Source organism: Vibrio floridensis, from assembly GCF_021852965.1.
Lineage (GTDB): Bacteria > Pseudomonadota > Gammaproteobacteria > Enterobacterales > Vibrionaceae > Vibrio > Vibrio floridensis.
Map to the genome: position 1 here is coordinate 668,254 of NZ_JAKGCY010000001.1, position 13,148 is coordinate 681,401.

The 13,148-nt window shown below is 44.0% G+C and carries 8 protein-coding genes; 5 read left to right on the plus strand and 3 right to left on the minus strand.

Features of this window, described 5'->3' with window-relative positions; all coding sequences use genetic code 11:
• Positions 1-213: 213 nt before the first annotated feature.
• Positions 214-777, minus strand: coding sequence for a TetR/AcrR family transcriptional regulator (locus tag LZU85_RS02800; RefSeq protein WP_176297128.1), 564 nt, complete (start codon positions 775-777; stop codon positions 214-216).
• A gap of 147 nt (positions 778-924) precedes the next feature.
• On the opposite strand from LZU85_RS02800, the gene LZU85_RS02805 reads away from it, so the two are divergent.
• Positions 925-1,515 (plus strand): NAD(P)H-dependent oxidoreductase, encoded by a 591-nt coding sequence (locus tag LZU85_RS02805; RefSeq protein WP_237286312.1) that lies wholly within the window; start codon positions 925-927, stop codon positions 1,513-1,515.
• Between the two features lie 240 nt (positions 1,516-1,755).
• Positions 1,756-2,337, plus strand: a complete 582-nt coding sequence (locus tag LZU85_RS02810) for a tyrosine-type recombinase/integrase (protein ID WP_176297130.1) — start codon at positions 1,756-1,758, stop codon at positions 2,335-2,337.
• A 348-nt stretch (positions 2,338-2,685) separates the two neighbouring features.
• Here LZU85_RS02810 and LZU85_RS02815 read toward each other — a convergent pair whose 3' ends face one another.
• Positions 2,686-3,885 carry a PDDEXK family nuclease gene (locus LZU85_RS02815; RefSeq protein WP_176297131.1) on the minus strand — a complete coding sequence of 400 codons (1,200 nt, stop codon included), beginning with the start codon at positions 3,883-3,885 and terminating at the stop codon, positions 2,686-2,688.
• Positions 3,886-4,329: 444 nt separating this feature from the next.
• Between LZU85_RS02815 and LZU85_RS02820 the strand changes: the two genes are divergently transcribed.
• Entirely contained in the window at positions 4,330-5,769 is a 1,440-nt protein-coding gene (locus LZU85_RS02820; RefSeq protein WP_176297132.1) for a ubiquitin-like protein, read from the plus strand.
• Between the two features lie 348 nt (positions 5,770-6,117).
• Here the strand turns inward: LZU85_RS02820 and dbpA are convergent, their stop codons facing one another.
• Positions 6,118-7,497 (minus strand): ATP-dependent RNA helicase DbpA, encoded by a 1,380-nt coding sequence (gene dbpA, locus LZU85_RS02825; protein WP_176297133.1) that lies wholly within the window; start codon positions 7,495-7,497, stop codon positions 6,118-6,120.
• A 329-nt stretch (positions 7,498-7,826) separates the two neighbouring features.
• Here dbpA and LZU85_RS02830 point away from each other — a divergent pair, with 329 nt between their 5' ends.
• Positions 7,827-11,375 (plus strand): hybrid sensor histidine kinase/response regulator, encoded by a 3,549-nt coding sequence (locus tag LZU85_RS02830; protein ID WP_237286313.1) that lies wholly within the window; start codon positions 7,827-7,829, stop codon positions 11,373-11,375.
• Positions 11,372-13,138: an EAL domain-containing protein gene (locus tag LZU85_RS02835; RefSeq protein WP_176297135.1), complete on the plus strand. Its 1,767-nt coding sequence runs from the start codon at positions 11,372-11,374 to the stop codon at positions 13,136-13,138. Before LZU85_RS02830 ends, LZU85_RS02835 begins: the two co-directional genes overlap by 4 nt.
• Positions 13,139-13,148 lie beyond the last annotated feature (10 nt).

A 13,148-nucleotide genomic window follows, 5' to 3' on the forward strand; every position in this document is an offset into this window, starting at 1 on the left:
GGATCTGTTGGCTTCACAACCATTGCTCACTAAATTGGCTTCCGCAGTTCATTTTTTAAGTTCCAAGCTAGCGAGGTTCGTGTTGGTTTATTTATGCCCCAAAGCATGCTAGACATACGAAATAAAATAATGATTCTTCAAATAGAGAAAGCTGAACGTGATTTCTCCAATCAAAGCAAGGTATGCCATCTACCTTGCTTTACTACTTCGCAATCATTCACCTGTCAGTTGTTTCAGCACTATCGAACTTAAAGACTCTGTGACACTGTCTAACTCGACTGGCAATGCTCTTGCGGTGATGGAGTAACCCTCAACAAAGGGAATAAACACCGAGACTGCTCTCTCGATACTGGCATCGTCTTTCGCAAGTGGCTTAAAAATCTTGTTTAAAGACGATGCCATTGTTCGATAATAAGCTATAAGGTACGCGTCAATTGCTGCATTTCGTGTCGAAATAGCCCAATATTCACGGAAGATACGGCACATATCTGAAACCTGATAAACGTGCGATAGCTGAGCGGAGATGAAATGTTTTAACTCACTTGCATCGCTCAACTGCGGCTGCTCTGCCAATTCATCTAAGCATTGCTGAAAGTAGCGGTCTGCCATCGCTTTGAGCAACTCATCTTTAGTTTTGAAGTAATACTGCACATTGCTTAATGACATCTCTGCCAGTGTCGCAACCTTACGCATACTCACCCCAAAGTCTCCCTCCTGTCGTAATAGCGCGATTGAAATATCTAAAATCTTCTCAATCTTGGCGTTCTTTTTTCTCATCTAGTACTGCCTGTTTTATACGGAATAACTACGCTTTGTAGCTCTCCTAAAAATAATGTTGACATTTTAGGTATGATGACCTAGATTTGCAATAACTAGGTCATGCGACCTAAAAAGAGAAGGTTAATTTGTAAATAGGTACTGACAATGAAAATTTTAAACCTTGTATTTCACCCAAACCTTGAAGGTTCACGTAACAACAAAACTTGGAAATCACAGCTTGATGAGTCTGGTAAAGTGACGACAAGTCGTGATCTCTATAGTGAATACACAGACTTCCAAATTGATGTAGAGAGAGAGCAAGTACTACTTGAAGCGCATGACCGCATCATTCTGCAATTCCCGTTCTACTGGTATTCAATGCCGCCGCTGCTTAAAAAATGGTTAGATGACGTGCTGGCTTACAACTTCGCTTATGGGCCAGAGGGCGATAAGTTGAAAGGGAAGGATATGCAGTTAGTGGTATCTGTTGGTGGCCGTGAAAAGTTCTATTCGGGCTTTGATATATTCGCCACTGTGCCAGATCTACTGCGTCCGTTCCAATTAACAGCAAATCTAACCCAGATGAATTACCTACAGCCTGAATACATGTTCAATGCAGATGCTGAATCTGAAGAAATGATCGAAGCATTTGGTAAGCAGTTGGTTGCTAAAATTGATGACCCTAAGCGCTCAGACCCTCGTCAATATTTATATGACATTATGAGCGCAGAAGTTGAAGAAGTAGGTTTGGCATAAGTGGAAGTGTGCAGGCAATATGAGGGGCGAAGGTTGGAACTCATCGATTTTAACTAACTGGAATGCTGGTGTTTTTTATCAGTAGCCCATACTTCCTCTAAGTTTCAAACTATTAGCCGAACAGAGTTAATCCCTGCCTAGAACTGTTCGGCTGTTCTTAACACAAAACGCCTTTTTTCATTTGCTATTAAGTATGGTTCTTTAATACACAGCCCAATATTTTGGAATTGAGGCAAGAGTATGGATAGTCAGAAAACAGGGGTTAAAAAGCCATTTAGATTAGAAGAGATTTGGCGTATACGAACACGCCTAGAGCTTAACAACAATCTAATGGAGCTATCACTGCTTAACCTCGCGATTGATAGTAAATTGCGCTCAAGTGACTTGCTATCGTTACGAGTATCGGACATTTCATCCAACTTTCTTGTCTTCTCCCGTGTCCAGTACGTTCAGAAAAAAACTGGTAACGATGTTCAATTTGAGGTTACTCAGAGAACTCAGCAAACTTTGAGCCATTGGATTAAAGATCAAGACCTTAAACCTACAGACTACCTATTCTCAAGTCCTCGAAAAGTTAATCAGCCTTTGAGCTACTCTTATTATCGTCGCATCATACGTAGTTGGGCATTAGCCTTAGGTCATAACCCTGATCTTTATGGTACTCATTCACTGCGTCGAACTAAAGCCACGTTGATCTATCAAAAAACTAAAAATATTCGAGCGATTCAGCTTTTACTTGGCCATACAAAAATCGAAAACACCATCAAATTTTGCGAAGTTAGAGCTTTTTCTCTGTCACGTTTATGTCCATATCCCAGCTAGTAGATGCGATACTAATAGATACCCAACCAACGAAGAATTTGTGATCGCCCAGTAGTCGGTTGAGTTGCTGTAATTTGCTTCAAAAACAGATAGTTAAAAGCGAGTCTTGTGCTCGCTTTTTTAGTTCTTTATGTTGGATAGACCATCGCTAAGGATCTGTTGGCTACACATACATTGCTCACTAAATTGGCTTCCGAAGTTCATTTTTTATGTTCCAGGTTAGCGAGGTTAGTGCTGGCTTGTTTACGCCCCTTTTTAACTAGAGTTCATCTTGAGATGTGTTATCAAACTCTATAAGCAAATAACCCCAATTAATGTACCTGTTCGTTAACATTGAGCGTTTTTTTACTAGTTACTTGTTTTTGATATGCGTTTAAGTAGGGGGCGGAACTCATTGATTAGGCTATTGAGCTGCTTTTCGTAAAATAGATACGACTGAGTCCAATTTTGCGTTTCTTCTAGATTGAGATTTAGTTTGGGCAGGGTAATCCGCCTTTCATCGTCATTCCAGATTGCTTGTACAACAAGCGGGTCTTCGTATGAGGCGCGTGCAGCCTTTAACTGTTCGTAAACCTCCTGTCCTTTAGAATTTTTCGCGCAACGTACAAAGCAACCTATCTCTTTGTTACCCAGTTTATAGACCGTAATCCATGCAACTGAAGCCGAGGGAGGGAGTTGAAAATAGAGGTGACTCTGCGCAGACGGTAACGGAAGGGGTTGGCTTTTATCCTCTAAGTGAAGGGTATCAAGAAAGCCCTGCCAAAATTTCTTGTTAAATAGCTCTTTGCTATCCAGTTGAGTTTTGAAGAGTGCTTCTTGTGGACGAGTATCCTCTTCTGAAGTGACGGTATAGTCTCTAAAGTGACTTTCGATAGTAATGACATGTCGCTCGAGGATATCCGTTTTGTGGAGCACTTGCGGTAGAACGAGCAACTGGTCATCAGTCATATGAAAGACGCGCATCTCTAGCATCGCAAATGTAAACTCCATGGATGCCTTTTGGTTGAGGAATGACTGAATGTCTTCGGCACCTTCTCTAATTCCATCCCCTACAATGAGCAGCAAAAAACGCCCTTTGTTGAGATTCCTTTGGGTCGCATCGATAAAGCTAGCCTCAGGCACAGTAGAGCCAGCTTCTTTGATGATTTGATACAAGCTTTTTCCTTTTGTTCGTTTTTTTATAGCTTGATCAAGCGTCGTATAATCCATTGACACTAGGTCTTTTGCATAGTCTAAGATCTGTCCAACGACTTCTCTTCTAGACTCTGGATTTCTATAGAGCTTTACCTCCGCTATTACAAGGCGACCCGTCTCAGTAACATAAAGACAGTCAACTCGGCCCGAGCGTGTTGGAAACTCCATACAGACGGAAATTGCCCCAACATAATCAGGTTCGATTTCATAAAAAGGAATAAGATTTTCATTATCAAAGATTATTTTCTGTAACCAACTCTCGTTGTAAAAGCTACCATCCATAAAATTGACGCGTTGGAGAGCTGAAGTAGAATTATCGGAGGACACAACAACAGGGCTTTGGGCTGAAAACATATTTTCACTCCTTAAGTTCACGCTTCACTAGTGAGACTCGACACTCTCTTACTCATCATTTGAACACGGATTGTAAAGATATCGAACCGGTTCAAATACCTCTCCGAGCCATTAATTTAACTCGATGCATATTTTCATGGTTCCATGGTGGTCAACGCTATTGAGTGGGTAGCTCAAATCATCACTTTGAAAGATATCGCCTAATCGAAGAGTGTAGCTTATGGCAGAGTCTGTGGTTCTTATTGAACTAAAGTAATTCTTATTGGATTAAGGGTGGCAAAACCTAAAGGCTAGCCAAAAAAAAGCGGATTGGTAGGGCACACCATTTAACTATGTTGGTTGTTATTGAACAAACTGTTAATAAATATTTGTTTTTTGTATACTCGCCACCCTCAAGCAAAGCCAAGCTACGACTTGGCTCTTTTTCATGGATGCAGTCTGAAAATGCCAAAACTAAGCAAGTTTTTTATAACCCTATTTGCCCTTTTTCTGTTAATTCCAACGCATGCGTTAGCAATGCAAATCTATATAAGGCTTCCAAGTGGAGCAAACATCACACTGGACGTCGAGGAGTCGGATAGTATTGAGAATGTGAAAGCGAAGGTTCAAGATAAAGAGGGTATCGCGCCAGATGAACAAAACCTAGTTTTTTCAGGTATTACACTCGAAGACGGAAGGACGCTGTCCGACTATAATATTCAGAAAGAGTCACTTCTCTATCTTCTGATTAAAAATACTGGTCCTGTCGAACCACCTACTTCAGAACCAACAGCTCCAACAACGAGCGGCCGTTCTGATGCGCTAGATGCACAAGAGGTTGTACGAATTCATAATATGAGTACAGCCAGACAACAGGGCGGGCTACTTTTGTCTGCGCTTCCCACCGCTGAGCCAATTTCGAACCAATCTAAGGCTTCGTTCAATAGTTTCAATATCTTAAACCAAGATGCTGCACAAGGAACTCGCTTCTGGTCAAACTTTACTTGGCAGGACTCGACAAAAAAGCGAGTTGATTCCCTAGCGGGTTACAAAGCGACAACTAAATACTTCGTATTTGGGATGGACACTTCTGTTAGTTCAACCTCTGTCACAGGGGTCGCATTCGGTGTATTTGAAACGAAACTATCCGCAGAACACTTAGCCAAATCAAGTGAGACGGGTTTTAGTGCACTCCCATATTTCCAAAGTTGGATTAACAATAAGCTGTTTTTCGAGTTGGCTGCTGGCAATCAACAGAGCACTATTGATATTGAATCGCTTCCAGAAGGAAAAAAAGGTAAGACTGACGCAAACACTTGGTTAGTATCTGGGGAATTGCAGCAAGAGGTGCTCCGCAACAACTCAGTTCCGCTAACATTATTTTTAAACTCAGATTGGTTGTATACCCACAAAACAATAGATGCCTATAGGGACTCAACGGATGTTTTTTATGATGAAAGTACGTACAGAACCAGTGTTGTTAGTCTTGGTAGTGAGGCAGTGTATCGCTACGACTTTCAAGATATGTTTCTCGAGAGTACTTGGGGGCTAAAGTACCGAAAAGGTTTACTCAGTGATGGTACTGAAGAACTTGATGCTCTGGTTACATTGCTTGAACTCAATCTCAATTGGCAGCATCTTGTCACTCATTTAGAGTATGAGTATTCAGAAAGCGATACGACACGTACAAAACGGCTTCAAATCGCACTAGAGTATAAGTCTGCTGTGAGTGAAGATTTTAATGTTAATACCTGGAGTAAAATGTCCGCAGCTGATGAACTCGATCTCGAACTTGCAACGATTGGCACGAGCTTTGTTCACATAGACTCAGGGATAAGTGCAGGTTTGACTGTGCCAGTGATCACTTCTGGGGAAATCAGATTGTTTCTTGATATCCCGCTGTGATCTGTGTTCTGTCACCAAACTGCTCCGCATCATACATAAACGGCAGGGAGGTAAGTACTTTTCCATGAATGCGCCTATCCATGAGATGTAATTTGGCCAACGCCACTGACACTTTTATCCATAAATGCGAAACGCATTGATACCTAGCCAGCGAGGACTTCGTGATAGTCCGGTCATCTGTTGAGTTGTTGTAATCAACAGCACTCATTTCAGAATGCTTAAAAATAAAAATGGCGAGTGAATTCACTCGCCATTTTTGTTGCCGTCCAATTACTAAAACATTCCCCACTTGTGTACAAAGTGTCGGCTGGCATTCAGACGCAAGCCTATGGGACTAAAGCGGCCTTGTTATGCTTTCATGATACGCGCTTTGAAGTTACGCCCTTTCATCTTGCCATTTTGTAGCTGTTGTTCTGCAATCTTTGCCACTGAACTATCGATAGCAACATAAGAAACCATAGGCAAAATATTGATCTTGCCAATCAGCTTGCCGTCGATACCGGCTTCTTTGGTTAAGCTGCCCAAAATATCACCCGCACGAACTTTTTGTTTTTTGCCACCCAAGATCTGAATGGTTCGCATAGAAGGGTAGTAAGGTTTGTGATTCTCTGGCTGAGGCAGCTTCGCCGGGTGAACGTCAATGCCCATGTACTCTTCGATACGCTCAATGCGATAGATCTCTTTGCCACTGTAAAAACTGATGGCCAGGCCTTTTGCTCCGGCTCGACCAGTTCGGCCAATACGGTGCACATGGACTTCAGGGTCGCGCGACAACTCGAAGTTAACAACGGCGTCGAGGTTGTCGACGTCTAATCCACGGGCCGCGACATCGGTGGCAACTAAAATTGAAATGCTTTTGTTGGCAAACATGGTCAAGGCGCGCTCGCGCTCACGTTGTTCCATATCGCCGTGCAGTTCTATCACGCTGAAACCACGGTGATTGAGCTCATCAGTGACGTTCTGTACTTCTTTTTTGGTATTACAGAAAACAACGGTTGATTCTGGGCGGTGCGTTAGCAGTAATGCTTCGAGCGCGTTGTCTTTCTCTTCAGTGCTCTCTACTTGGTAGAAACGTTGTTCAATGGTGCTGGTTTGGTGCGTTGATTCCACTTTCACCATCTCAGGATTCTTCATCACTTTGCTGGCGATGGTTTCGATCTGTTCTGGGAACGTTGCACTAAAAAGCAAGGTTTGGCGCTCGGTCGGGGCGGCATCAATGATGGCATCAATGGCGTCTTGAAAGCCCATGTCCAACATTCGGTCTGCTTCATCCAGCACCAAGGTATTGAGCTCATCAAGATTGATGCGATCTTTGCTTAGGTGATCCAAAATGCGACCCGGTGTGCCAACAAGAATGTGTGCACCGTGTTCTAGCGAAAGGATTTGCGGCCCCATTGGCATACCACCGCACAAGGTGAGCACTTTGATGTTGTGTATACCACGGGCGAGGGTGCGAATTTCAGTGGCCACTTGGTCCGCCAGTTCTCGTGTAGGGCAAAGCACCAGTGATTGAACGCGAAAGCGATCCACATTGAGATTACTTAACAGCCCAAGTGCAAACGTCGCTGTTTTGCCTGAGCCGGTTTTACCCTGACCGATCACATCCTTCCCTTCAAGTAGCTTTGGCAAGCTTTGCTCTTGAATAGGAGTCATCTCTGTGTAGCCCAACGTCTCTAGAGTCGAAAGCAATTCTGGTTTTAGGGGAAGTGTGTTGAATGGTGCAGTCACGGTGCAATCCTTAAATGGGAAAAAGCTAGGGGCGGTACTATACCGACTTTGACGAAAATGAACATAGAAAACTCGGCGCTGAAAAAAACAACGAATATCACAAGGCAACAAAAAGTGTACGCTTTGGTTGTCAGATTATTCCTACATTTAAATAACATGATGATTTATAAATAAAAATTAAATAAGTGAAAACCGCTTAATTGTTGTGCAGGGCGTGCGCTATCGTTACACTTCATCCCCCCAAAATTTGAATATTGAGAGGGTCGGCTTTGTCTTTAAGAATCATCACGTTCGCTTTGTGTTGCCTGCTAAGTTCATTTGTTTCTGCTATGGATTATCTTTCCAAAGCAGACAGAGATTACTTGGCGAGCCATCCAGTTCTCAAAGTGGGTGTTCTAAGTGGTGGTTGGCTGCCGTATTGGGGAGGCATGGGTCTTGCGCCACAAGGAATTCATCACGACTATGCGATGAGTTTTGCTCGTGAGTTAGGCGTCCAAATTGAGTATCAAGGTTACGACAGTATCCGCCAGTTGCTGCAGGGAGTAAAAGAGGGTGAGGTCGAGATGGTCATTGGATTTGGCAAGACGCCTGAAAGGGCGAATGACTACCTGTTTTCGTCACCCCTTTATAAAAACGTTCGTGTGATTTGGCTTCGCGATCAACAGCTGAAAAATGAGCCACTGAACTCACTAAAGTGGGTTTGCGTTGAAAAAACGTCTTATTGTGAAGTGTTGAGCCAACGAGGCTATCAAAACATCATGACCGCACAAAACTATCGAGCCGCGGCTCAAATGATCTTGCAAGGCTTGGCAGACGCAACGATCAGCAATTACGTTTCATTGAGTCACTATTTGAGTGAAAAAAAGGTGACTCAAGGCAAAGTGATCTTTGATAAGTCTCTTGGTACTCAGATTAACCGTGTCCTGTTTACCAAAGACAAGACGCAACTAAAATCGATCATCGATAAACTGATTTTGGCGGAAGAGCGTGGTTTAACGCGAGGCCGCATTCATTCAAAAGATATCTACTTTCTTAACGATCAAGCCAGTCTGAGATTGTTATTTGAAGAAGGGCGCGAACAAGTTATCCGTTATACGATTGAAGAAGAGACATTCCCGCTCTCTTATCGTGACGGCGACGGTGAAGTGAAAGGCTACGTGCACGACCTACTGAATCGCATCAGTATGAGAAGTGTCCTTGACTTCGAGTATGTGCCCGCAAATGGGCGAGATGTCCAGCAAATGCTTGAGGATGGTTTGGTGGACTTGTTGCCTGCGCGCAACATCGAAGAAGTAGACCAGCGTGATTATTGGGTCACAGCGCCTTACACCAAAATTAGGTTTGAAATGGTGGAGACCACCGCAAAGTATCAGAAGCCACACATGGCAGTGCTCGATCGTACGGGTAACTATTACTCCTATCTTGATATCAACTCGCAGTATAAAAACATTCGAGTTTTCCGTTCATTGGAAACGGTATTGCCTTTGCTGGAAAGTGGTGAAGTAACCCATGTTCTGATGAACCGTGACTTGATCAACCAACTGTTGATTGATGACCATCGAGACTATTTTAAACCACTCGAAAATCATCTCGATGAGAAGTTTGACGTTAGCATTGCGATGGTGGTGAGGAAAGACGATCCAGTGCTTAAGGATATGCTTGATTCCGCGCTAAATACTTTTTCTCCCCATGAAATTGAAACCATCCAAGCGGCCTACCGAAAAGTCACCCTCAGTTTCGGTTATGACAAGCAGCAAGTGATTATTTATGCCTTGATGGGGTTATGTTTTGTGCTGCTAATGACGTTGCTGTTCTTGTTGTGGTGGAGTCGTATGCGCAGTTCGCTCCGAAAAACTGAAAAAGTGGTGGAGTTGTCGCAGAACCAAATTACTTGGCTGACTCAACTCCTTGATACCATTCCAAGCATGATTTACATCTCCGATTCGTCAGGTCGGATTGTGTTATCAAACCACGCTTATAAACAAAGCTCAGAACAATGCGTAGAAAGAGGCTGCACAACGGTCAAATACACCTGTTCATTTTTAAACGTCGCGCAATATGGGGCACGTGAGTTTGAAGAGATCATCCAAGTCCCCGCCAGTGATTGTGGGATGGGAGAGCGTTTTTATCTTGTTACCCGAAAAGCCATTACGCATGAAAATGGTGAAATGACCCATTATTTAACGCTGTTTAATGACATCTCTGAACTGAAGCATTCGGAACTAGCATTGCGTGAGTCAAATCGAATTGCATTACAAGCGGTTGAAGCGAGAAGTCAATTTTTGGCAGTGGTGAGCCACGAGTTGCGCACCCCTATCGCTGCGTTAGTTGGCTTATTGGAACTCCTTTCTAGCCGGACACAAAGCCAGGAAAACCAGCTGCTCATTAACAACGCAATTCAGTCAGCGGGTCGACTGAGTTTGCAAGTGAATGAGATTCTGGATTTTTCAAAAATTGAAGCCAAACAGCTGCAATTGGAAATCGAAAAGTATCGAATGATGGATGAGTTTGGTCCGGTGCTACGAAGTTTCGAGGCAAGCGCACAGGTGAAAGGTTTAGCGTTTGAATTAAACTGGCAGCCTACAGCAATAGTGGATGCGCATTTTGATGCGTTGCGAGTGAATCAAATCATCAGCAACTTGTTGTCCAATGCGATTAAGTTTACTCAGCATGGGAAAATCTCGGTCGACATTATCACCAATGCAGAGAGCTTGCGTCTTCGTATTACCGATACGGGGTGTGGCATGACGCAGTCGCAATTGACATCCATATTCCAGCCATTCGTGCAGGCTGACAGTACCATCACTCGTCGATTTGGTGGAACTGGCTTGGGAATGTCGATCGTCAAGAGTTTGCTTGATTTGATGAACGGTGATATTGAGTGCCAAAGTGAGCTCGGCAAAGGGACCCAAATCGATGTAACGTTGCCAATAAAAGGTGAGATTTTTAACGCTGGATTTGAAGTTGAGCAAAGCTACTATGGTGACGAGCGTATATGCTCTTGGTTGTATTGCTGGAACGTAAAGGTACGAGACGATGCGCTGAACAGTGTTTCGTTTGATATGTTGGCGTCGGAACAAGGCAATTTGTACCCTGATCTCCTGCTCCAAGAGTTACTGAAAAACGAGCAGAATGCCTCTCAAGCTCAGGTGATTCAATCGGTCGGTCAGCTTGTCGGCCACGTACTGGTGGTCGATGATGAACCGATTAACCGTTTGTTGATGCAAAAACAGCTAAACGAAATCGGTGTGACGAGTGTGGCAGTTGCCGACGGAGAGCAGGCGTATGAGCGCTTGATCGAGAGTGGAGACAGGTTTGACCTTTTGATCACGGATTGTCACATGCCAAAAATGGATGGTTTCGAGCTCACCAAAAAGGTGAAAGCACAGGTCAGCAGTTTTAGTGGCAAAGCGGTGATCGGCTGCACGGCGGAAGATTCGCGTTTAGGGGCCGAAAAAGCGCACTCAGCGGGCATGGATAAGGTCATTTACAAGCCCTATTCACTGGCTATTTTGTTCCGAGTGTTGTCGAAGTATTTACCAGAGCAACAAGGGCAGGAAGAACCTACCGCAACGTGGCTTGATGAGTATCGAGAGGAAGAACGCGAAGAAATGGCCAATGTGGTGATAGAGTCGTTTAGCTTCGATATCGAACAGTTACTCCATGCAGATGCAGATGTTACGTCCATTGCTCATCGTGTCAAAGGCGCGGCCGGTGCGCTGATGTTAAATGAACTTGCAGCATTAGCAAAAAGTGTAGAACAGCAAAATGACCTGTCTCAGATAGAGGCAGAAAAACAGAAACTGATTATGGCGATGCGTAGTGTCGTAGCGCAAGCAACCACGTGGCTTGATGGGCTGGCGAGGGGGGAAAGATGAAGATACTGATCGTAGAAGATGAAAGGATTCAATCAACCAGCCTCAAACTGAAGCTCGGTTCGCTCAATTACAGCGACATTCAAATAGCAGAAAACGGTGAAGATGCACTAACGCTTTGTGAAGAGAACACCTTCGCACTCATTTTTTGTGACATTCACATGCCAGAGATGGATGGGATTAGCCTACTCACGATTTTGAGCGAAAGAGGCTACCAACCAGGGATTGTCATACTGAGTGCGGTGGAAGACGCCGTGTTGGAACTCACGAGGAATATGTGTAGTTTGGCTAGGTTTCCGTTTGTTGACGTGCTCAAGAAGCCGTTCAGTATGGAAGCGCTTTTTAACGTCATCAACAGCTATACCTTGTCAAAACAGCGTCTAGTGGTGCCAAAGACCGACTTTCAAGTGAGTTGCGAAGATCTGGAATTCGCCTTTGAAAACGACCAGATATTTAATTTCTATCAGCCACAATATGACTTTGCTACAGGGGCGATGGTGGGCGTAGAAGCGCTAGTTCGCCTGAAGCACCCCCAATATGGATTGCTGGCACCAGCGGCATTCTTACCGGTTATCGAACAATGCAACTGGATGGACAGACTGTTCTGGCGAGTACTTGAGAAAGCGATCAGCGCTATTGCCAGTATGAGCGATAACCTCAAATTGTCAGTCAACATAAGTCAAAATAACCTACAACAGCCGATGTGTGACCGAGTCATCGAACTCTGTCACCACTATGGTTTTGAACCGAACCGTTTGAGCCTAGAACTCACTGAAGATCAAGTTTACAACGGGACGACCATCTCACTGGCGAACTTGGCGCGCTTGAGAATGCATGGTGTTGGGCTTTCTATCGACGATTTTGGCACCGGGTACGCATCATTGAGCCAGCTCGGAAAACTGCCATTTAATGAACTTAAAATCGACAAAGGTTTTGTGTTCGATTTGGTGACCAACTACAAACACCAACAACTGACCAAAATGTGCCTTATGCTGGCTCAATCGTTGGGTCTGCACTGTGTGGTGGAAGGTGTTGAAGATGAAGAGACATGGCAATATTTACGAAATTTGGGTGTGGATACTTGCCAAGGTTACTACTCTTCTCCGCCATTACCCATTGCTGAACTGAGTGAACAATATGCTAAAAATCAAAGTCGTATCCTGACGCAAGAGAGTATTGAAGGCGGTATTTGCGCGCTCATCATCGCTGACTGTCAGGTCAGTGCCATTGCACTGCAAAAGCAGTTGCAGCGAGAAGAAAGCGTGAGTCAAGTTCGATTGGCGTCGAGTCTCGATCAAGCGATCAAAAAGCTGCGCGATTATCCTATCAACTTGGTATTGATGGACATCAGATTTGCCTCAGACGTGAGTGAAAACGAACTGATTTTAGGTATTGATGAACAATATAAGGGGCGGATGATCCTATTGTCAGAACATTCTGATGCTGAGTCAGTGCAATTACCCCAACTGCAATCAGGTAGTACGATACTGTCAAAAGGAAGCACGTTGGTCGATACGGTGAGCCATATTGTTGCTGACACCAAATTGGATAAAACCGACTATTCAGCCCAGCAAAGCCAATTGGAACAACTGTCGGAACGTGAGTTGGCCGTTGCTCAGATGTTATTCAAAGGATTGAGCAATAAACAGATAGCAAACCAACTGGATATCAACCAAAAAACGGTAAGTACCTACAAAACCCGCGTACAAACAAAACTAGGAATAAGATCCGCCATGGAATTGGTACGATTCTTTACACTTGATTAATAAAGGTATC